The sequence below is a fragment of the Zoogloea sp. GDB6 genome (genome assembly GCF_056724105.1).
Window position 1 is genome coordinate 4420053 of sequence record NZ_CM161497.1, and the last position, 19828, is coordinate 4439880.

Here is a 19828-nt window from a genome sequence, read left to right on the forward strand (position 1 = left end):
ATCCAGTCCGACACAAACCCAACGACATAAACCCGAGTTTTCCGATACCCATGATGAGCGACCTTTCCATCCAGGCCGTCGACTTCGACGACGAAGCCCAGCGCGACGATTTCCTCGACTTGCTCGACCACTACATGCGCGGCCCCACCGGCAGCGGCCAGGCCATGGGCGACGAATTGCGCGCACGCCTGCCGGACGAGCTGCGCCGCCGCCCAACCGTGCTGAGCTTCATCGCCTACTGGAACAAGAAGGGGGAGCGGCAGGCCGCCGGGCTGATCAACTGCGTGGAGGGCTTCTCCACCTTCGCCGGCAAACCGCTGTTGAATGTGCACGACATCATCGTGCATGAGGACTTCCGCCGCCGCGGCATCGCCACGGCCTTGCTGGCCCACGCCGAGCAGGTGGCACGGCAGCGGGACTGCTGCAAGCTGACCCTCGAGGTGCTCGAAGGCAATGCCGGCGCCCGCCAGGCCTACCTGAACAGCGGCTTCGCGGGCTACCAGCTCGACCCGGCCATGGGCCAGGCCTTGTTCATGGAAAAAAAGCTCTAGCCGAGACGGAAACGACGCACGCTCTCTTCGAGATCAACCGCGACACGGGCCAGCGCCTCGACTTCACGCAGCGTCTCGACACTGGCCTGGTGGTTCTCGTCGCCCATACGACTGATGCCATTGATCTGCTCCGACAGCGCGTCGCAGGCACGATGCTGCTCATGCATCGCGGTGCTGATCGATGCCACCAGATCGTGCACTTGTCCCACGATCCTCCCGAGCTCGGCAATCGCGTCCTTCGCAGTGCTCACCTTATCGACGCTACTGCCCGCCATCGCCACCGTCTCCGAGACGCTCTCGACAGCACCACGGCTGCTCTCCTGAAGACGGGAAATCATGGATGCGATTTCCTGCGTGGCAGCCCCGGTCCGCTCCGACAGCTTGCGCACCTCGTCGGCAACGACCGCAAACCCCCGCCCTTGCTCGCCCGCCCGGGCAGCCTCAATCGCGGCATTCAGGGCCAGCAGGTTGGTCTGATCCGCAATCTCCTTGATGGCCGTGACAATCTGCGAGATTTCATCGGACTGCCCTCCCAGCTGCTCGATGATCTTCGAAGAGGCCTGCATCCTGCCGGCCATTTCTCCGATCACCGCTTCAACATCCGCGATACGGGCAATCGTACGCTGAGCACCCTCGGTACTTGCGCTGGCCAGGCGACCGGCCTCGGCTGCGCCCTGGTCCACATCACCGATACTGTGCGCCAGGGTACCGATGGCGTTGGCCATGGCCACCGACGCGTCATTCTGGGCGCGGGACACGCGGGTCACGGCATCCGAATTTCCCCGCACCACATCCACGGTGTTGCTCAAGCGTCCGGCGGTATCCCGCACCTTTCCAATTTCCGCCGACAGGTTAACCTGCATGTTCTGCATGGCAGCAAGCAGGCTGGAGCCATCCTCCCCCGGCGAGAGCGGTACTCTTTCGGACAGGTCTCCATGGGCAATGCGCCGCACCACCGTCACAGCGACAGCCGGCTCGCCACCGAGTTGCCGCAAAAGCCCTCGACTGATCCAGGCAGTGGCCGCCAAACTGAACAGCAGCAAAACCGTTCCCAGTGCAAAAGCCTTCGCCCGCGCACTCTTATACCCGTCATCGAGAATCTGACGGGTTTCCTGGGCGCGCGTTCGAGCGTCCTCGCGAGCCTTCAGCAAGCCTTCCCGCAAGACCCGCCAACGCGGCGTTTCATCGCCAACCAGATAAGCCTTGGCAGCCTCCAGCTCTCCGCGCTTGACACGCCCCAGCACCTCATCCCGCAGTGGATGCCAGGCCTCGGCCGCAGCCACGATCTCCCGGCTACTCGCCATTCCATCCGCCCTGGCAATAGCTTGCATCGCTTCGTCGAATTGCGCCCGGGCCTTGTTGTAATTCGCATAGCCCTTTTCATTGGCTGGATCGAGAAGGATGTTGCGTAGCGCCTGACCGATCTGGAGCCCCTGAGAATAGGCGTCTCCGAGGTTACGTTCGAGGGCGAGATCGGAGTCGAGAAAACGGGTGATTCGCTCCTGATTCCAGTCCATCTGCAGAAGCAGCGCGCCAACGGTGGCAATAAACAGGAGTCCGTTCAGGAGAAGAAGCAGAAAAAGACGGGTTTTGATGGGCAGTCGGGCGAACATGATCCGTGAGGCGATTCAGCAGAACCGCCAGAAAAACGAGGAATATCACTTTATCGACATATTCCCATTTATTCTTGACGGTCCGATACACCACGTCACACAGGTAATTCAGCCCAGTTCCGGCGGCACCCATTCCATTTCGTGCGAAAACAGGCCGACGCTGCTCACCGCCGTCGTCTCCACGCAATTCCACCACATGGTCACCCAGGCACGGCCCTCCTCGTCGATCTTCTCCACCTCGGAGATCGCCCCGACCATGAACATGATCATGTCCAGTTCGTCCTCGTCCATGTCCGGATCCGGCGAAACGGACAGGATCCGCACATGCTCGCCCACGGTGACCGCCCGGCCGTTCCTGTCCTTCACGCTAACTCTTGCATCCATGTGGGTCTCCCGCTGTCGCATTGTCGAAGACCGCCGCAATCCGGCGGTGTCGAACAAGGCTTAGCAAACTTCGAACCACGCCCTCTCAGGCCCGGATAGCCCCCCTCGGCACGGCATTCCGCCCCCCTTGACGCCCCCGGCTTGTCGGGAAGGCGACATCCCGCCGCCGCAATCCCGCCACGCAGGACGCGGGCTTTGTCGCTGAAACGACACTTCGCCAGCCCCCGAACGGGCTCTGGCATCCAGCAACTTCCGCTTTGCCGACAAGCACTTGAACGGCACACCGGACGCCCCCCCGGGAGCTGGCACTGTATCTGCTGTTACTTGGGGAAACATCACAAGTGAGCGGAGTCCCCCCATGGAAAAACCCGAAAAGATCACCCGCGAGGCAGCCCTCCGGGTGGCCCTTGCCGCGCGGGCCATGCCCAATATCGGCCTGACCCGCCTGATCGAAGTGCTGCAGGAATGCCTCGGCGACAGCATCGACACCGAGACCCTGCGCAACATCACCGTCACCCACCTGAAGACCGGCTTCGGCAGCCTCGACGGCGAAGAGGACGGCGAAGACATCGGCATCGGCCTGGAAGCCATGAAGCTGGCGGTGCGCATTCTGTGGGGCGACGCCGATGACGACGAGGGCCTGCCGCCGCTCGAACCCTACAACGAAGGCGACATGCCGGGCTCGGTGCGCGTCGCCATCGCCTCCGACTTCGGCTTGGCGCTCAACGGGCACTTCGGCTCCTGTCTGCGCTTCCTGGTCTACCAGGTGTCGCCCACCGAGAGCCGCCTGATCGATGTGCGCCACACGGCCGAGGCCGATTTCGCGCCAGACAAGAACCTGTTCCGCGCCCAGCTCATCGGCGACTGCCACGTGGTGTACGTGGTGTCGGTCGGCGGCCCGGCGGCGGCCAAGATCATCCGCGCCGACATTTACCCGATCAAGCTGGCGGAAGGCGGCACTGCGGACGAGGTGATCGCCAAGTTCCAGCACGCCATGGAGAACTCGCCACCCCCCTGGCTACTGAAGATCCTCGGCGTCGCAGCCGAGAACCGGCTGCGCAACTACGGCGCCAACCGGGCTGCCGACGACGTGCACGCGGACTGAAACCCTCCCGGGAGGACATGCCATGGCCAAGCCGAAACCCGACCACTTCGAGGCCACCGCCGCATTGATCAGCAATGCCGTCGGCACCGCCCGCGTCTTTGGCGAGAACCCGCGCATCACGCGGCTGGTGGCCAGCAGCATCGGCCGCTTCGCCGCCGAGCTGGACAATATGCCGGAGGCCGTCCCCGCCGGCGCCCAGCTGATCCGCTACGCCCTCGCCCAGATCAGCGAGCAGGACGCGCTGTTCGTGCCGAAGCTGCACGCGTCGCTGGAAGAGCTGGCGCGCTGATAAATAAACACAAAGCCCGGCCGGAGCCGGGCTTTGTTCGATCACGCCGCAGTGAAACTCAGCGCTGGATCTGCGTCACATCACGCACCGCACCGGTATCGGCGCTGGTGGTGAGCGCTGCGTAGGCCTGCAGTGCAGCACTCACGTGGCGGACGCGGTTCGCCGGCTTCCAGCCGCGGGCATCCTGGGCAGCGCGGCGGGCTGCCAGCACTTCGTCGGACACCGCCAGGTTGATGCGGCGGTTGGGGATGTCGATCTCGATGGTGTCGCCCTCCTCCACCAGGCCGATCGCGCCGCCGCAGGCCGCTTCCGGCGAGGCATGGCCGATGGACAGGCCGGAGGTGCCACCCGAGAAACGCCCGTCGGTGAGCAGCGCACAGCTCTTGCCGAGGCCCTTCGACTTCAGGTAACTGGTCGGGTAGAGCATCTCCTGCATACCGGGGCCACCCTTCGGGCCTTCGTAGCGGATCACCACCACGTCGCCAGCGACGATCTGGTCGCCGAGGATGCCGGCCACCGCGTCTTCCTGGCTCTCGAACACGCGGGCACGGCCGGTGAACTGCCAGATCGACTCATCGACGCCGGCGGTCTTCACGATGCAGCCCTTTTCGGCGATGTTGCCGTACAGCACGGCGAGGCCACCGTCCTGGCTGAAGGCGTGCGCCTTGTCACGGATCACGCCGTGGCTGCGATCCAGATCCAGCTCGTTCCAGCGACGGTCCTGGCTGAAGGCAACCTGGGTCGGCACGCCGCCCGGTGCGGCCTTGTAGAAGTTGAACACGCCGCCGTCGTGGGCCTTCATCACGTCCCAGGTCGCCAGCGCCTCGCCGAGGGTCTTGGCGTGGACTGTGGGCAGGTCGGTGTGCAGCAGGCCGGCGCGGTTCAGCTCGCCGAGGATGCCCATGATGCCACCGGCGCGGTGCACGTCCTCGATGTGCACGTCAGCCACCGCCGGTGCCACCTTGCACAGGCAGGGCACGTGGCGGGAGATGCGGTCGATGTCCTGCATCGTGAAGTCCACACCGGCTTCCTTGGCGGCGGCCAGCAGATGCAGCACGGTGTTGGTGGAACCGCCCATCGCCACGTCGAGGCTGATGGCGTTCTCGAAGGCCTTGAAGCTGGCGATGGAGCGCGGCAGCACGGATTCGTCGTCCTGCTCGTAGTAGCGGCGGGCCATGCCGACGATGGTGCGGCCGGCGCGCAGGAACAGCTGCTCGCGGTCGGCATGGGTGGCGACCACGGTGCCATTGCCGGGCAGGGACAGGCCCAGAGCCTCGGTCAGGCAGTTCATGGAGTTGGCGGTAAACATGCCGGAGCAGGAACCGCAGGTCGGACAGGCGGACCGCTCGACGGCGTCCACTTCCTCGTCGGAACAGCTGCTGTCGGCAGCCTTGACCATCGCATCGACCAGGTCGAGGGAGATCACCTTGGCTTCCCACTTGACCTTGCCGGCCTCCATCGGGCCGCCAGACACGAAGATCGCCGGAATGTTGAGGCGCAGCGCGGCCATCAGCATGCCCGGGGTGATCTTGTCACAGTTGGAGATGCACACCATCGCGTCGGCGGTGTGGGCGTTGACCATGTACTCCACGCTGTCGGCGATCAGATCGCGGGATGGCAGGCTGTAAAGCATGCCGCCGTGGCCCATGGCAATGCCGTCATCGATGGCGATGGTGTTGAATTCCTTGGCGACACCGCCGGCAGCCTCGATCTCCCGCGCAACCAGCTGGCCCAGGTCCTTGAGGTGCACATGGCCCGGCACGAACTGGGTGAAGCTGTTGACCACGGCGATGATCGGCTTTTCGAAATCGCCATCCTTCATGCCTGTGGCGCGCCACAGGGCGCGGGCGCCGGCCATGTTGCGACCGGCGGTGGAGGTGCGGGAACGATACTGGGGCATCTCGGGGGACTCCGTCTTCGAACGAATGGTTTGTTGCAATCTTGCATTCTAGCGCTTGCGGCGGCCCGTGCTGCAGCGGATGTGGGAAGCCCCATTATCGGCCCACGCCGTTCGGGTATTTCCTCACCTTCTCCGCGCCCCGGCCACCGAGCCCCTGTCGCGCCGGCAAAGGCGCTGCGCGCCGAGGCCGCCCGACTGGCATATCGCAACATTCGTTACATTTGAGCAACGCTGTGGACAAGGTCCGGCTCTAGGCTAGCAGCCATAACGATACGGAGACACCGCCATGAGCCCCTTGCCCATCCTGGCGACGATCATCACGCTCGTCCTCGCCGTGCGGCTCGCCCGCCGCTTCATCGAGACGCAGCGGCGCCCAATTCCCATTCCCGTCCGCGTCCGCCAAACCCTCCCGACAGAACGCTGATCCGCCACGCTGCGGGAGGCTCCATGAGCGAGTACATCCTCGAAACCGCCGGCCTGACGAAAGAGTTCAAGGGCTTCACGGCGGTTTCCAATGTGGATCTGAAAATCCAGCGCGGCCACATCCACGCGCTGATCGGCCCCAACGGCGCCGGCAAGACCACCGTCTTCAACCTGCTCACCAAGTTCCTGCCGCCGACCCGCGGCACGATCAGCTTCGACGGGCAGGACATCACCCGTGAGGCCCCGGCCGCCACCGCCCGGCGCGGGCTGGTGCGCTCGTTCCAGATCTCGGCGACCTTTCCGCACCTGACAGTGATGGAGAATGTGCGCATCGGCCTGCAACGGAAGCTCGGCACCGAATTTCACTTCTGGCGCTCGAAGAAGAGCCTCGATGTGCTCAACAGCCGTGCGATGGAACTGCTGGAATCGGTGGATCTGGCCGGCTTCGCCGACACCGTCACCGCAGAGATGCCCTACGGCCGCAAGCGCGCGCTGGAGATCGCCACGACGCTGGCGCTGGAGCCGACGATGATGCTCCTCGACGAACCGACCCAGGGCATGGGCCACGAGGACATCGCCCGCGTCGTCGCGCTGATCCGCAAGGTGTCCGTCGATCGCACGATCCTGATGGTCGAACACAACCTGTCGGTGGTGGCCGACCTGTGCGACCGCATCACCGTGCTGCAGCGGGGCAGCATCCTCGCCGAAGGCCCCTATGCGGAGGTCTCCAGGAACCCGCAGGTGCTCGAAGCCTACGTGGGCTCGGCCGACATGCACGACGCCCACCACTGACCGGGAGCCCGCCCATGACCAGCGCCTTCGACCCCAAGCCCGAAATGCTGCGCATCCGCGACCTGCACGCGTTCTACGGCGAATCCCACATCCTGCACGGTATCGACCTGTACGTTGGCCGTGGGGAGTGCGTCACGCTGCTGGGCCGCAACGGCTCCGGCCGCTCGACCACCCTCAAATCCATCCTCGGGCTGGTGGGTCGGCGCAGCGGTTCGATCATGCTGAATGGCAAGGAAATCATTGCCGAGCCGACCCACCGCATGGCCCGCTACGGCATCGGCTACGTACCTGAAGAACGCGCGATCTTCGCCTCCCTGTCCACCGAGGAGAACCTGCTGCTGCCGCCCCAGGTGGCCAGCGGCGGCATGTCGGTGGACGAGCTCTACACGATGTTCCCCAACCTGCTGGAGCGCCGCAACAGCCCCGGCACCAAGCTGTCCGGCGGCGAGCAGCAGATGCTCGCGATGGCCCGTGTACTACGCACCGGCGCCAAGCTGCTGCTGCTCGACGAGATCACCGAAGGCCTGGCGCCGGTCATCGTCAAGAAGCTCGGCGAGGTCATCAACGAACTCAAGGCACGCGGCTTCACGATCATCCTGGTGGAGCAGAACTTCCGCTTCGCCGCGCCACTGGCCGACCGCCACTACGTGCTGGAGCACGGCGAGATCCTGGCCACGATCAGCAAGGAAGAACTGCCCGGCCGCATGGACTGGCTGCACCACACGCTGGGCGTCTGAACATCCCCATACAACAAGCAGAAGGAGTGAGAGACATGAGCATGAAGAAGACGATGAGCCTGGCTTGTGGCGCCGCCCTCGCCACCCTGTCCGCCGGCGCCCACGCGCAGATCTCCGGCGGCGTGGTGAAGATCGGCGTACTCACCGACCTGTCCGGCACCTATTCCGACCTGGCCGGCTCCGGCGCAGTACTGGCCACCAAGATGGCCATCGAGGACTTCATCGCCAAGGAGAAGCCGAACTTCAAGATCGAGGTGGTCACCGCCGACCACCAGAACAAGGCCGACATCGCCTCCAACAAGGCCCGCGAATGGTTCGAGCGCGAAGGCGTGGATACCGCCACCGAACTGGTCACCACCTCCACCGCGCTGGCGGTGATGAAGGTCGCCAAGGAGAAGGACCGCATCGCGATCATGAACGGCCCCGGCTCCACCGCGATCACCAACGAGCAGTGCAACGACGTGTCGGTGCACTACGCCTACGACACCTACGCGCTGGCCAACGGCACCGCCAAGGCGGTCACCAAGCAGGGCGGCAAGAGCTGGTTCTTCATCACCGCCGACTACGCCTTCGGCCAGGCCCTGGAGAAGGACGCCTCGGCGGTGGTCACGGCCAACGGCGGCAAGGTGCTCGGCTCGGTACGCCACCCTTTCCCGGGCTCGGACTTCTCGTCCTTCCTGCTCAAGGCCCAAGCCTCCGGCGCCCAGGTCATCGGCCTCGCCAACGCCGGCGCCGACACCACCAACACCATCAAGCAGGCCGCCGAATTCGGCATCACGCCGACCCAGACCCTGGCGGGCCTGTTGATGTTCATCACCGATGTGCACGCCCTCGGCCTCAAGTCCACCCAGGGCATGTATCTGACCGAAGGCTTCTACTGGGACCTCAACGATGAGACCCGTGCCTGGTCGAAGCGCTTCTTCGGCTTGCAGAAGAAGATGCCGACGATGGTCCAGGCCGGCCAGTACTCGGCGATCTACCACTACCTGAAGGCAGTCAAGGCGGCCGGCAGCGACGACACCAAGAAGGTCATGGAGCAGATGAAGAAGACGCCGATCAACGACTTCTTCGCCAAGAACGGCAAGATCCGCGACGACGGCCGCATGGTCCACGACATGTACCTGATGCAGGTGAAGAAGCCGTCCGAATCGAAGTACCCGTGGGACTACTACAACGTGCGCCAGGTGATTCCGGCCGCAGAGGCCTTCCAGCCGCTGTCCCTGTCGCGCTGCGCGCTGGTCAAGAAGTAAGCGCCGCGAAGCCTCCCCTGTGTGGAGCGCATGAATTCGCCTCACACAGGGCGCTGCATCCCCGAACTTTGTCTGGTAGCCCGGCGCGATACCAGGACTGGAGTGCCCCATGGAAATCTTCGGCGTCCCGACCGCCCTGCTCGGCAGCCAGTTGCTGGTCGGGCTGATCAACGGATCCTTCTACGCGATCCTCAGCCTCGGGCTGGCGATCATCTTCGGCCTGCTCAACATCATCAACTTCGCCCACGGCGCGCAGTACATGATGGGCGCCTTCATCGCCTGGCTGGCCCTGACCAAGTTCGAGGTCAACTACTGGGTGGCGCTGATCGCCGCGCCGCTGCTGGTCGGCCTGCTGGGCGTGCTCCTCGAGCGGACCATGCTGCGCAAGCTCTACAAGCTCGACCACCTCTACGGCCTGCTGCTCACCTTCGGGCTGGCGCTGATCATCGAGGGCATTTTCCGCGACCAGTTCGGCATCTCCGGCGAATCCTACGAGGTGCCGGAAGCCCTCTCCGGCGGCATCCACCTGGGCTTCATGTTCCTGCCCCTGTACCGCGCGTGGGTCGTCGTCGCGTCGCTGACGGTGTGCTTCGGCACCTGGTTCATGATCGAGAAGACCCGCCTCGGCGCCTACCTGCGTGCCGGCACCGAGAACCCGCAGATCGTCCAGGCGCTGGGCATCAACGTGCCGCTGCTGATCACCTTCACCTACGGCTACGGCGTGGCGCTGGCTGCCTTCGCCGGCGTGCTCGCCGCGCCGGTGTTCCAGGTCAATCCGCTGATGGGCTCCAACCTGATCATCGTGGTCTTCGCCGTGGTGGTGATCGGTGGCATGGGCTCCATCCTCGGCTCCATCGTCACCGGTATCGGGCTGGGCCTCATCGAGGGGCTGACCAAGGTCTTTTACCCGGAAGCCTCTGCCGTCGTCGTCTTCGTCATCATGGTCGTCGTCCTGCTGGTGCGGCCTGCGGGCCTGTTCGGCAAGGCCTGAACCACGGAAAACCAGGAGTCAGCGTGAACTCTCCCGCCCAGCCCAGCGCCCTGATCAAGACCGAGGTGTTGTACACCGGCCTGTTCGTCGTCGGCCTGCTCGCACCCTTCGCGGTGTACCCGACCTTCCTGATGAAGCTGTTCTGCTTCGCGTTGTTCGCCAGCGCCTTCAACCTGCTGCTGGGTTTCGCCGGCCTGCTGTCCTTCGGCCATGCGGCCTTTCTCGGCACGGCAGGCTATGTCTGCGGCATGCTGGTACGCGACTCTGGAGTGTCGCCCGAGGTGGGCATCCTGGCTGGCACGGTCAGCGCCGGTCTGCTCGGCTGGCTGTTCGGCATCCTGGCGATCCGCCGCACCGGCATCTACTTCGCGATGATCACGCTGGCCCTCGCCCAGATGGTGTACTTCCTGGTCCTGCAGGTGCCGGCCACCGGCGGCGAGGACGGCCTGCAGGGCGTGCCCCGCGGCCACCTGTTCGGCGTCATCGACCTGTCGGACAACATCGCCATGTACTACTTGGTGTACGCGGTGTTCAGCCTCGGCTTCTTCATCATCTACCGGACGATCCACTCGCCCTTCGGGCAGATCCTCAAGGCCATCCGCGAGAACGAGCCGCGGGCGGTGTCCCTCGGCTACGACGTGGCCAAATTCAAGCTGCTGGCCTTCGTGATCTCGGCCTCCCTGGCAGGCCTCGCCGGCGCGACCAAGACGCTGGTCTTCCAGCTCGCCTCCCTGTCGGACGTGCATTGGCACACCTCCGGCGAGGTGGTGCTGATGACCCTGCTCGGCGGCCTCGGCACCATCCTCGGCCCGGCAGTCGGCTCGGCGACCATCGTCAGCCTGCAGAACGAGCTGGCCGACAAGGTCGGCTCATGGGTGACGGTGATCATGGGGGCGATCTTCGTCGCCTGCGTGCTGGCCTTCCGGCGTGGCATCGTCGGCGAGATCCAAGCCCTGATCCAGCGCGCCGGCATCCGCTGAGGGGCCCCGTCGGATCGGCGGCAAGTTCAGCCAGCCTCACCTGAACAACACTTCCCACATTGAGCATCTTCCCGGTGTAACCCCGCTCCATCAGATCCACGCAAACTACCGCCAGATCATCGGCAACCCAGGGCAACCCGATGGCCGGCCAAGAAGACCTTGTCGTCGCGGGTAGGCAGGCTGGGGGGCGGAATCATGACGAGCGAATGGCTTCCCGAATATCACGGACTGCCGGCCGGGCCCACCGTCTGCGGGCACAAGGAACAGCCGGCTGTACTCGGGCAATCTGGCGAGCAGGTACCGGCATGGCTGAACGCAGCAGCCCCAAAAGCAAAACGGACGACCGCAGCCGTCCGTTTCCAGCACCGCACGCCTCCGGCTTAGACCCGGAAACGCGACACCGTCTGCTGCAGCTGGCTGGCGAGGTTCTCCATGTCCTGGGCGGCGCGGGCCGTAGACTCGACAGCTTCATTGTTGTCCCGCGCCATCGCAGCGATCGACTCGATGCTCTCGGCCACAGCGGCGCTAGCAGAACGCTGCTGCTCGGTGGCCTCGGCGATCTCGTCGAGACCGTGCCCGACCGCCACCACCGACTCGTTGCCGGCAGTGATCGCACTGGACACTGTGGACACCGCCTCACGACTGGACGCCAGATGCTCCAGGCCTTGCTGGATAGACTCACGCACTGCCACCGACTGCTTGCTGAGACGCGACGTGACCGCGTCGATCTCGCCAGCGGAGCGGGCGGACTTCTCGGCCAGCTTGCGCACCTCGTCCGCCACCACGGCGAAACCGCGCCCCTGCTCGCCGGCGCGGGCCGCCTCGATAGCCGCGTTGAGGGCCAGCAGGTTGGTCTGCTCCGCAATATCACGCACCTCCTGGGTCATCGTCGTAATCGCCGTAGTGGACTCGACGAACTGCTCCACCGACGACGCCATTTCACGCACCGCGCTCTCGGCGTAGCTGACTTCCGCCACCAGGGAATCGAGGGTCCGGCTGCCTTCTCCGGCCTGCTTCAGGCTCTCTTGGGAACGCTGGTGCACCCGCTCGGCGCTGGCCGCCACGTTGGCGATGTTGGCCGCCATGTGCTCCACCGATGCGGCCGCACTCACCGACTGATCGCTCTGGCGGCGGGAACCGTCGGCCACCCGGCCGGCACTGGACGACAGCTGGTGCGCCGAACTGGTCACCTGCGCAGCCGATTCGGACACATGCCGCACCAACTGGGCAATCGTGCCGAGCATTTCGTTGAAGGTGGATGCGGTCTTGCCGATCTCGTCCTGCCCCGCCACCGTCAGGCGACGGGTCAGGTCACCCTCGCCCTTGGCGATCTCGGCCAGGCTGTTGTTCATCGCGGTGAGCGGCGTCACGACAAAGCGCCGGATGAAGAACACCACGAAGACGATCAGCGGTATCGACACCACCAGCGCACTGACGATGCTCTTCCACAGGAAGGTATCCACCGCCTCGTTCACCCGGTCGAGGGAAATCTTCATGCTCACCAGACCCAGCGGCGTGCCGGGCGTCACCTGATGGCAGGCCGTACAGTTCTTTCCAAGGTAATTGGTGGACGCCAGCGCCGGCTTTACGACCCGCAGGTACTCGCCGGTGCCGTTGCCGTGCTCGACCCGAACCATGGCCTTCCCGCTGCTCAAGGCCTGCTTTTCATCCTCGTCGAGGGTCGGCATCTTGCGGTTACCGGGGCCGAACTGCTTGCTGACCGCGTCGGCGCGGATCACTTCGAGATCGCGGATCACCGACAGCTGCTTGATCTGGTCGAGGAAAACCTCCCGCTGCCCCACAGTACCGGTGATCATCATGCCGGTCAGGCCGGCCATGGTCATTTCATGGATGCTGTGCGCGAAGTCTTCCGCCTGAGCAATCGCAATGTCCCGATTGACGCGGGTCTCCCACGCGATCATGCCCCCCCAAGCGATCACCAGCATCAGCCAGATCGCCCCCGTCAGACGTAGCCAGATAGGCGTATCCGATAGCTTGCGCATGCTTACCACCCCAGATTGGTGCCGGTTTTCGATTTCCGGTCAGTTGTTGTCTAAGGGAGGTATACGGCAAAGGCTCCGCGGGCTTTAAGCCTCACGGCGAAATCAGCGGGGAGTTTTCGGCTCGGCCGGGCGGGTATTGAGACGCTGGGTCGCGCCGTTCCAGTCGGCCCGCGCGATCAGCGGCCAGGCGGCCAAGGCGCGATCGATGGATTCGTCGATGAGGCTTGCTTCCTCACGCCGGGGCGGCTTGAGGACAAAATTGACGACTTCGTTACGGTCACCTGGATGGCCGATGCCAATGCGCAGGCGCCAGAAGTCCTGGGTACCCAGGTGAGCGGTGATGTCCTTGAGGCCATTGTGGCCACCCAGGCCGCCACCGAACTTGACGCGTAACTGGCCAGGAGGAATATCGAGTTCGTCATGCACCACGAGGATCTCGGCGGGTGCGATGCGATAGAAACGCGCCAGCGCGGCCACCGATTGGCCGGAGCGGTTCATGAAGGTCTGCGGCATCAGCAGCCATACGCCCTCATTGCGGGCATTGGCGGCGAGGCCGTGGAAGCGGGCTTCCTTATTGAAGCTGGCGCCCAGATCACGGGCCAGACGCTCACAAAACCAAAACCCGGCGTTATGCCGGGTTTCAGCGTATTCCGCACCGGGGTTGCCGAGGCCGACGATGAGCTTGGGTGCAAGCTGGCTCATGCCTTATCGACCTCGCAATCCCGGGGAGAATCAGGCAGCCGGAGTTTCGGCAGCTTCGTCGGCGCCACCGCGGACGGCCAGGATGGTCGCCACGACGGGGTCTTCACCGTGGGTCAGCGCCTTGACGCCGGCCGGCAGAACCAGATTGGACACGTGGATGGAGTGGCCGGAAGCCAGATCCTTCAGGTCTACCTGGATGAACTCAGGCAGGTCGCCCGGCAGGCACTCGAGTTCAACTTCGGTCATGACGTGGGACACGATGCCACCGTCGAGCTTGACGCCCGGAGCGATCTCGGCGTTCACGAAGTGCAGGGGCACCTTGACGTGGATCTTGTGAGCAGCATCAACACGCTGGAAGTCCAGGTGCAGCACTTGCTGCTTGTACGGGTGCCACTGGGTGTCCTTCAGGATCACGGACTGGACGGCGCCATCCAGGACCATGCTCAGCACGGAGGAGTGGAAGGCTTCGTTACGCAGGGCGTGGTAGATCTCGTTGTGATCGACTTCGACCTGCTGGGGAGCGGCGGCACCACCGAAAACGATGGCGGGCACGCTGCCGGCACGACGCAGGCGGCGGCTCGCACTCGAACCCTGCTGAACGCGCGACTTGGCATTGAATTGAATGGTCATCAGTACTACTCCAGTAAAAAGCCTGTCCGCGACCAGACAGGCTGAAAAAAGCCGGCGGATTTTCATCCGCCGGCTCAAAACTTGACGATTTACTCGGTGAAGAGCGAGCTGACCGACTCTTCGTTGCTGATCCGCAGGATGGTGTCAGCCAGCAGGTCGGCGATGGACACCGAACCGATCTTGTTACAGGCCTTGGCCTCGTCAGACAGCGGGATCGTGTCGGTGACGATCAGTTCGTCGAGATCGGACTCGTTGATGCGGCTGATCGCCGGGCCGGACAGCACCGCGTGGGTACAGTAGGCCAGCACGCGCTTGGCGCCATTTTCCTTCAGCGCCTGAGCAGCCTTGCAGAGCGTGCCAGCGGTATCGACGATATCGTCCATGATCACACAGGTGCGGCCTTCAACCTCACCGATGATGTTCATCACTTCAGACACGTTGGCCTTGGGGCGACGCTTGTCGATGATCGCCAGATCGCACTCGAGGCGCTTGGCGAAGGCACGGGCGCGAACCACGCCACCGACGTCCGGGGACACGACCATCAGATCGTCGTACTTCTGCTTTTCCAGGTAATCCAGCAACACCGGAGTTGCGTAGATGTTATCCACCGGAATGTCGAAGAAACCCTGGATCTGGTCAGCATGCAGATCGACGGTCAGGACGCGCTGGACACCGGCGGCCTGCAGCATGTTGGCCACCACCTTGGCGGTGATGGGCACACGTGCGGAGCGCGGACGGCGATCCTGACGAGCGTAACCAAAGTAAGGAATGGCTGCAGTGATCCGACCGGCGGAGGCGCGCTTCAGCGCGTCCACCATGATCAGCAGCTCCATGATGTTATCGTTGGTGGGAACGCAGGTCGGCTGAAGGACGAAGATGTCCTTGCCGCGCACGTTCTCCAGCAGTTCGACATTGACTTCGCCGTCGGAGAAACGCCCTACAGTGGCGGAACCCAGAGACTTGCCCAAGCGGCGCACCACATCTGCGGCCAGTTTGGGGTTGGCGTTGCCGGTGAAAACCATCAGGCTGCCCGAAGCCATGATCACCTCTCGTTACTGCGATGAAGAACAGCTTAAAACAAAACGGGCAGGTTTTTGGCCTGCCCGCATAATTTGGCTGGGGAAGAAGGATTCGAACCTTCGAATGCCGGAATCAAAATCCGGTGCCTTGACCAACTTGGCGACTCCCCAAGAAATCGTTTTCGCTACTTACACAACCCAGCTCTGCAGAGGGTGCCTGTCGAGCCCTTCGGCTACCCAGACCTTCAAACCCTGCGGCGCTTTGGCTAAAACCTGCTCCGCAGCTTCCTTCGTATCGAAGGGAGCGAAGATACAAGCTCCTGAACCGCTCATTCTTGCTGCCCCATACTGCGACAACCAGTCTAGCGCTTCAGCCACTTTCGGAAACTTCCTGCATGCTGTTGCCTGCATGTCGTTTCGCGTTGTGTGCGTTGCGAAGGCCTGCATTATTAGGATTTCACTATCGCGTGTCAACAGGGGATCAGAAAATATTTCTGAAGTTGGCACGAAAACGCTCGGAGCCACCATTACGTACCAGGCCGGCGGCACGCTCAGGGGGGTCAGATCCTCCCCCACGCCCTCTGCAAAAGCAGTCTCCCCGAAGATGAAGAACGGCACATCGGCCCCCAGCGTAAGGCCGATTTCCTGCAGACGCTGACGGGACAGCCCACACCCCCAGATCCGGTTCAGGGCGAGCAGTACGGAGGCCGCGTCGGAACTCCCGCCGCCCAGCCCACCGCCCATCGGGATCTGCTTGCGGACGCCTATCTCTGCGCCGAAGGTGCTGCCCGTGGCCGCCTGCAGGGCCCGCGCGGCCTTCACGACGAGGTCGGACTCCGCCGGCACACCCGGAATATCGGTGGTACGCAGGATGGCCCCGTCGTCGCGGCGGCGCAGGGTGATCTCGTCGCCCCAGTCGAGCATGCGGAAGGCGGTCTGCAGCAGATGGTAGCCATCCGGGCGGCGCCCGACGATGTGCAGAAAAAGGTTGATCTTGGCCGGTGCAGCCACGCGGATGGTGGCAGCCGGATCGAATTGGGCAAGTGTCACGTCAGGGATTCCAGGTATCGATGATCAGGCGCAGCCGGGTGTCGCCACGGTGGATGTCGATCTTGCGGGGCAGTGCCGCCCGGTCATCGCCGGTGTATTCGAGGTACTCGACGGTCCACCCCTGGTCGATGACGCGCAGCGGGCGCCCCGCGGCATCGAGCTCACGGACTTCCGCGCCCCCCGGCACGCGGGCAGTCACCCAACGCGGCAACTGGGCAAAGGGCGCCTGCACTTCGAACAGGCGCTCAGCCAACTCTGCCGCCGAAGCGGCCTCGACACGCCGACCATCGGCGAGGGTCATGCGGGCACCATCCGGATCGGACTGGATGCGCGCCAGCCCCTGCCCCAGCGGTCCGGAGAACAACCATTCGTCCCCCCCTTCGGCGTGCATCCATTCGACGCCCACCGCGGCGGTCTTGTCACCGTCCCGCACCTGCAGGCGGCCGTCGATCTCGAAACGGGACAGCGCAGCCAAAGACTGCACTTCCGGAGCTTTCACGGCTGCCGGCGGCGCCACTGGCTGCATTGCGCAGGCGCCAAGGACCATCGGCAGCAGGCTTACTGCAAGGACTCGTCTCACGGCTTGAATTTCTTGATCACGTCGACCAGCACAGTGTTGTCCGGGTTGGCCTTGGCTGCATCACGCCATGTCTTGGCCGCCTCATCCCGCCGTCCGAGCATCCACAGGACTTCGCCCAGATGAGCCGCGATCTCCGGATCGGCGCGCAGCTCGAAAGCCGTCTTCAATTGTTCCAGGGCCTCCGTGAGCTTGCCCTTGCGATACAGGGCCCAGCCCAGGCTGTCGATGATGAAGGGATCGCCGGGCAGGAGGCTGAGCGCCTTGCGGATCAGCATCTCCGCTTCGTCGAGGCGCATATTGTGGTCGACGAGGGAATAGCCGAGCGCATTGTAGGCATGGGCCTGGTCGGGCTTGAGGGCAATGACCTTGCGCAGGCGCCCCTCCATCGCCTCCACGCGGCCGAGCCGCTCGGCGGCCAGCGCGGACTCGTACAGCAGGTCGGTATTCTCGGGATCACGGCGCAAGGCTTCGTCGAGCACCTCGAAGGCATCCTCCATCCGGTTGGCGTCCCGCAGCAACTGCGCCTCTGCCAGCACGTACTGGAGCTTGTCCTGGGGCGCCGCACTGGCCGCGGCCTGCAGATGCTGGCGGCCCTCGGCCAGCTTGCCGCGGCTGGCCAACACCTGCGCGAGGCGCACCTGGGCGCCGATGAACTGCGGGCCCGGCGCCACCGCCCGATACCAGTTGAGGGCATCGTCGTAGCGCTTGGCTTCCTCGGCAATCTGTCCAAGATACATGCGAATGATATCCGGATCGCCGAAACCCAGATTCAGCAGATGACGGAAATGGACCTCGGCAGCCTGGCGATCGCCCTGCTGCATGGCCAGCAGGCCCACCGCATGGACCACATCCCGGTCGTCGGGAGCCAGCTTGAGCAGGGTCTCGAACTGTTCTCGCGCAGCAGCGAACTCCCGGCTGGCGACCAGCATGCGGGCGAGCACGATGCGGGCCTCGCGGGATTCGGGATTGGAGCCAAGGTAGCTGCGCAGGGTCTGCACACCGACGCCCGGCGAGGCTTCCTGCTGGAACTGGGCCTTCAGGATGACCGCCTGCTCCCAGTCAGGCCGGATCGCCAGCGCGCCATCCAGGGCCTCCGAGGCCCCCGCCACATCACCGGCGACGAAGGCCGCGTTGGCGCGCGCGAAATGCGCCTCGGGCCGGTCTAGGTAGGGTTCAGTCAGCTCATTCACGAGGCGGCGGATCAGTGCCTTGTCGGGAATCCGCGCCAGCCCGCGGTTGAGCCCCATCAGCGCCACACCGACGTTCGGCCCTTGCTGGGCCAGCGCCTTGGCCAGTTGCGCGCTCAATTCCTCGATCCGCTCTTCGTTGGCAAGCGCGCCGCTGGCCAGCTGCTGAGCCTGCAGCGAGCCGGGATCGAGTTCCAGCCACAGGCGCGAGGCCTCGCTGGCCAGATCGGCCTGGCGCGAAATCACGGCAATCTCCGCGGCGCGCCGGGCGATCCGGGGATCCCGCGTGCGCTTGGCCAGATCCAGGTAGGAGCGCGCCGACACGACCAACTGCCCGCGCGCACCGGCGATTTCCGCCAGCATCAGCTGGTAGAGGATCTGTGGCGTCAGTTGCTGCGCGGGATACGTCGCGACAGCATCCACCACGTCTTCCACGGCGGACTCCTGGGCCTGCGCCACCGTCGCCAGCCCCCCCGCTATCAACAGAACGGCCAGCAGGCGGGCCGGGCGCACGAGGCGAATGAAAGACGTCATCGAAGGGCTCTGACAAGGTGTTGTAGAAGGCCGCAGCCGCCACGCCGGGCGGACGGTGAGGGCACCGACGGCCCCCGGACACCGGTTGGATCGCGCTATTACAATAGGGTTCGGGGCTCGCCGGATGTTAGGCGCTTTCCCCGCCCCCAAGCAAGCAAACCCCAGGCAAACCCCAAGCAACCCCAATTCCCACGCCCATGCCAGAGTTACCCGAAGTCGAGACCACCCGCCGGGGCATCGCCCCCGAACTTGCCGGATCCAACGTCAGCGCGGTCCTCATCCGCAACGGCCGCTTGCGCCACCCGATCCCCGCCGACCTCGGGGACATCCTCGCCGGCCAGACACTGCTGGCAGTGGAGCGCCGCGCCAAATACCTGCTGTTCCGCTTCGCGACCGGCAGCCTGCTCGTGCACCTGGGCATGTCGGGAAGCCTGCGCATCGTGGCAGCAGACCATCCACCCGAAAAGCACGACCACCTGGACATCGTCTTCGGGGTACGGGCGCTGCGCCTGCGTGACCCGCGCCGCTTCGGCCTGGTCCTGTGGCAGGCCGGCGACGCCGAGCATCCGTTGCTCGCCGGCCTGGGTATCGAGCCCCTCGGCGAGATCTTCGACGGCACCTGGTTGCATGCGGCAAGCCGCGGCCGCAGGACACCGGTCAAGCTGTTCCTGATGGATGCCGCCCACGTGGTCGGCATCGGCAACATCTACGCCTCCGAAAGCCTGTTCCGCGCCGGCATCGACCCGACCAAGCCAGTGGGTGAACTCGGCCCCCGCCGCTGCGCCCGCCTCGCCACCTGCATCCGCGAGACCCTGCAGGATGCACTGGCCGCCGGCGGGAGCACGCTGCGGGACTTCGTCGGCAGCAACGGCACGCCGGGCTACTTCCAGCAGCAGTATTTCGTCTATGGACGCGACGGTGAAGCCTGCCGCAAATGCGGCACACCGATCCGCAAGCGCATCATGGGACAGCGCGCCACCTTTTATTGCCCACGCTGTCAGCATTGAAAGCTGTTCCTGCCGGCAGCGTTCACGTTTATGCTTGGGATATTCGACGTTTGTGCCGACGAAGCGGCGCCCAGCCAGGAATGAAGCCCGTGAAAGACGCC

Annotated in this window: 20 protein-coding genes and 1 tRNA gene; 10 read left to right on the top strand and 11 right to left on the bottom strand. The window is 64.5% G+C overall.

From position 1 onward, the window contains the following. Positions 1-53 precede the first annotated feature (53 nt). On the top strand, positions 54-551 hold the full coding sequence (locus AC1PQG_RS20185; protein WP_481119551.1) for a GNAT family N-acetyltransferase: 498 nt from the start codon (positions 54-56) through the stop codon (positions 549-551). On the opposite strand, the gene AC1PQG_RS20190 is transcribed toward AC1PQG_RS20185, so the two are convergent. Both AC1PQG_RS20190 and AC1PQG_RS20195 read right to left on the bottom strand, forming a co-directional pair. Next, positions 548-2164, bottom strand: coding sequence for a methyl-accepting chemotaxis protein (locus AC1PQG_RS20190; protein ID WP_481119552.1), 1617 nt, complete (start codon positions 2162-2164; stop codon positions 548-550). The two genes, AC1PQG_RS20185 and AC1PQG_RS20190, sit on opposite strands and share 4 nt — an antisense overlap. Before the next feature lie 108 nt (positions 2165-2272). Next, a complete protein-coding gene (locus tag AC1PQG_RS20195) occupies positions 2273-2548 on the bottom strand; it encodes a hypothetical protein (RefSeq protein WP_481119553.1) in 276 nt (91 codons plus the stop codon). Positions 2549-2906: 358 nt separating this feature from the next. Between AC1PQG_RS20195 and AC1PQG_RS20200 the strand changes: the two genes are divergently transcribed. Both AC1PQG_RS20200 and AC1PQG_RS20205 read left to right on the top strand, forming a co-directional pair. After that, positions 2907-3653: a dinitrogenase iron-molybdenum cofactor biosynthesis protein gene (locus AC1PQG_RS20200; RefSeq protein ID WP_481117465.1), complete on the top strand. Its 747-nt coding sequence runs from the start codon at positions 2907-2909 to the stop codon at positions 3651-3653. 22 nt (positions 3654-3675) lie between these two features. Then, the gene (locus AC1PQG_RS20205) at positions 3676-3942 is read left to right on the top strand and encodes a hypothetical protein (RefSeq protein WP_481119554.1); all 267 of its coding nucleotides are present in this window, start codon (positions 3676-3678) and stop codon (positions 3940-3942) included. 58 nt (positions 3943-4000) lie between these two features. Here AC1PQG_RS20205 and ilvD read toward each other — a convergent pair whose 3' ends face one another. Next, positions 4001-5842 (bottom strand): dihydroxy-acid dehydratase, encoded by a 1842-nt coding sequence (ilvD, locus tag AC1PQG_RS20210; protein WP_481119555.1) that lies wholly within the window; start codon positions 5840-5842, stop codon positions 4001-4003. 286 nt (positions 5843-6128) lie between these two features. Here ilvD and AC1PQG_RS20215 point away from each other — a divergent pair, with 286 nt between their 5' ends. The 6 genes from AC1PQG_RS20215 to AC1PQG_RS20240 all read left to right on the top strand — a co-directional run bounded on the left by AC1PQG_RS20215 (position 6129) and on the right by AC1PQG_RS20240 (position 11015). Further along, positions 6129-6266, top strand: coding sequence for a hypothetical protein (locus tag AC1PQG_RS20215; protein WP_481119556.1), 138 nt, complete (start codon positions 6129-6131; stop codon positions 6264-6266). A 23-nt stretch (positions 6267-6289) separates the two neighbouring features. Continuing rightward, the gene (locus tag AC1PQG_RS20220) at positions 6290-7057 is read left to right on the top strand and encodes an ABC transporter ATP-binding protein (RefSeq protein WP_481119557.1); all 768 of its coding nucleotides are present in this window, start codon (positions 6290-6292) and stop codon (positions 7055-7057) included. 14 nt (positions 7058-7071) lie between these two features. Next, the gene (locus AC1PQG_RS20225) at positions 7072-7794 is read left to right on the top strand and encodes an ABC transporter ATP-binding protein (RefSeq protein WP_481119558.1); all 723 of its coding nucleotides are present in this window, start codon (positions 7072-7074) and stop codon (positions 7792-7794) included. Between the two features lie 35 nt (positions 7795-7829). Next, positions 7830-9044 (top strand): ABC transporter substrate-binding protein, encoded by a 1215-nt coding sequence (locus AC1PQG_RS20230; protein WP_481119559.1) that lies wholly within the window; start codon positions 7830-7832, stop codon positions 9042-9044. 109 nt (positions 9045-9153) lie between these two features. Further along, positions 9154-10035 carry a branched-chain amino acid ABC transporter permease gene (locus tag AC1PQG_RS20235; RefSeq protein ID WP_481119560.1) on the top strand — a complete coding sequence of 294 codons (882 nt, stop codon included), beginning with the start codon at positions 9154-9156 and terminating at the stop codon, positions 10033-10035. 23 nt (positions 10036-10058) lie between these two features. Then, complete coding sequence (locus AC1PQG_RS20240; RefSeq protein WP_481119561.1) at positions 10059-11015, top strand: branched-chain amino acid ABC transporter permease; 957 nt, start codon at positions 10059-10061, stop codon at positions 11013-11015. 380 nt (positions 11016-11395) lie between these two features. Here the strand turns inward: AC1PQG_RS20240 and AC1PQG_RS20245 are convergent, their stop codons facing one another. The 8 genes from AC1PQG_RS20245 to AC1PQG_RS20280 form a co-directional block, all read right to left on the bottom strand. Beyond that, a complete protein-coding gene (locus AC1PQG_RS20245; RefSeq protein ID WP_481119562.1) occupies positions 11396-13018 on the bottom strand; it encodes a methyl-accepting chemotaxis protein in 1623 nt (540 codons plus the stop codon). A gap of 102 nt (positions 13019-13120) precedes the next feature. Beyond that, entirely contained in the window at positions 13121-13720 is a 600-nt protein-coding gene (gene pth / locus AC1PQG_RS20250; protein ID WP_481119563.1) for an aminoacyl-tRNA hydrolase, read from the bottom strand. 30 nt (positions 13721-13750) lie between these two features. Continuing rightward, complete coding sequence (locus tag AC1PQG_RS20255) at positions 13751-14350, bottom strand: 50S ribosomal protein L25/general stress protein Ctc (RefSeq protein WP_481119564.1); 600 nt, start codon at positions 14348-14350, stop codon at positions 13751-13753. Positions 14351-14439: 89 nt separating this feature from the next. Further along, positions 14440-15390 carry a ribose-phosphate pyrophosphokinase gene (locus AC1PQG_RS20260; RefSeq protein WP_481119565.1) on the bottom strand — a complete coding sequence of 317 codons (951 nt, stop codon included), beginning with the start codon at positions 15388-15390 and terminating at the stop codon, positions 14440-14442. A gap of 73 nt (positions 15391-15463) precedes the next feature. After that, positions 15464-15540, bottom strand: a tRNA-Gln gene (locus tag AC1PQG_RS20265). A gap of 18 nt (positions 15541-15558) precedes the next feature. Beyond that, entirely contained in the window at positions 15559-16419 is an 861-nt protein-coding gene (gene ispE, locus AC1PQG_RS20270) for a 4-(cytidine 5'-diphospho)-2-C-methyl-D-erythritol kinase (RefSeq protein ID WP_481119566.1), read from the bottom strand. A 1-nt stretch (position 16420) separates the two neighbouring features. After that, positions 16421-16999: a lipoprotein insertase outer membrane protein LolB gene (lolB, locus tag AC1PQG_RS20275; protein WP_481119567.1), complete on the bottom strand. Its 579-nt coding sequence runs from the start codon at positions 16997-16999 to the stop codon at positions 16421-16423. Beyond that, complete coding sequence (locus AC1PQG_RS20280) at positions 16996-18720, bottom strand: tetratricopeptide repeat protein (RefSeq protein ID WP_481119568.1); 1725 nt, start codon at positions 18718-18720, stop codon at positions 16996-16998. The genes lolB and AC1PQG_RS20280 overlap by 4 nt, the downstream gene beginning before the upstream one ends. Positions 18721-18917: 197 nt before the next feature. Here AC1PQG_RS20280 and mutM point away from each other — a divergent pair, with 197 nt between their 5' ends. Continuing rightward, positions 18918-19727 (top strand): bifunctional DNA-formamidopyrimidine glycosylase/DNA-(apurinic or apyrimidinic site) lyase, encoded by an 810-nt coding sequence (gene mutM, locus AC1PQG_RS20285; protein ID WP_481119569.1) that lies wholly within the window; start codon positions 18918-18920, stop codon positions 19725-19727. The last annotated feature ends 101 nt before the right edge of the window (positions 19728-19828 follow it).

What these genes read in the sequence shown, in the direction of transcription:
- AC1PQG_RS20195 (WP_481119553.1), bottom strand. Translation starts at nt 2,548, where the DNA reads ATGGATGCAAGAGTTAGCGTGAAGGACAGGAACGGCCGGGCGGTCACC.
- AC1PQG_RS20185 (WP_481119551.1), top strand. Translation starts at nt 54, where the DNA reads ATGAGCGACCTTTCCATCCAGGCCGTCGACTTCGACGACGAAGCCCAG.
- AC1PQG_RS20230 (WP_481119559.1), top strand. Translation starts at nt 7,830, where the DNA reads ATGAGCATGAAGAAGACGATGAGCCTGGCTTGTGGCGCCGCCCTCGCC.
- AC1PQG_RS20245 (WP_481119562.1), bottom strand. Translation starts at nt 13,018, where the DNA reads ATGCGCAAGCTATCGGATACGCCTATCTGGCTACGTCTGACGGGGGCG.
- pth (WP_481119563.1), bottom strand. Translation starts at nt 13,720, where the DNA reads ATGAGCCAGCTTGCACCCAAGCTCATCGTCGGCCTCGGCAACCCCGGT.
- AC1PQG_RS20200 (WP_481117465.1), top strand. Translation starts at nt 2,907, where the DNA reads ATGGAAAAACCCGAAAAGATCACCCGCGAGGCAGCCCTCCGGGTGGCC.
- AC1PQG_RS20190 (WP_481119552.1), bottom strand. Translation starts at nt 2,164, where the DNA reads ATGTTCGCCCGACTGCCCATCAAAACCCGTCTTTTTCTGCTTCTTCTC.
- AC1PQG_RS20205 (WP_481119554.1), top strand. Translation starts at nt 3,676, where the DNA reads ATGGCCAAGCCGAAACCCGACCACTTCGAGGCCACCGCCGCATTGATC.
- AC1PQG_RS20215 (WP_481119556.1), top strand. Translation starts at nt 6,129, where the DNA reads ATGAGCCCCTTGCCCATCCTGGCGACGATCATCACGCTCGTCCTCGCC.
- AC1PQG_RS20220 (WP_481119557.1), top strand. Translation starts at nt 6,290, where the DNA reads ATGAGCGAGTACATCCTCGAAACCGCCGGCCTGACGAAAGAGTTCAAG.
- mutM (WP_481119569.1), top strand. Translation starts at nt 18,918, where the DNA reads ATGCCAGAGTTACCCGAAGTCGAGACCACCCGCCGGGGCATCGCCCCC.
- AC1PQG_RS20260 (WP_481119565.1), bottom strand. Translation starts at nt 15,390, where the DNA reads ATGGCTTCGGGCAGCCTGATGGTTTTCACCGGCAACGCCAACCCCAAA.
- AC1PQG_RS20280 (WP_481119568.1), bottom strand. Translation starts at nt 18,720, where the DNA reads ATGACGTCTTTCATTCGCCTCGTGCGCCCGGCCCGCCTGCTGGCCGTT.
- AC1PQG_RS20225 (WP_481119558.1), top strand. Translation starts at nt 7,072, where the DNA reads ATGACCAGCGCCTTCGACCCCAAGCCCGAAATGCTGCGCATCCGCGAC.
- AC1PQG_RS20235 (WP_481119560.1), top strand. Translation starts at nt 9,154, where the DNA reads ATGGAAATCTTCGGCGTCCCGACCGCCCTGCTCGGCAGCCAGTTGCTG.
- ilvD (WP_481119555.1), bottom strand. Translation starts at nt 5,842, where the DNA reads ATGCCCCAGTATCGTTCCCGCACCTCCACCGCCGGTCGCAACATGGCC.
- AC1PQG_RS20255 (WP_481119564.1), bottom strand. Translation starts at nt 14,350, where the DNA reads ATGACCATTCAATTCAATGCCAAGTCGCGCGTTCAGCAGGGTTCGAGT.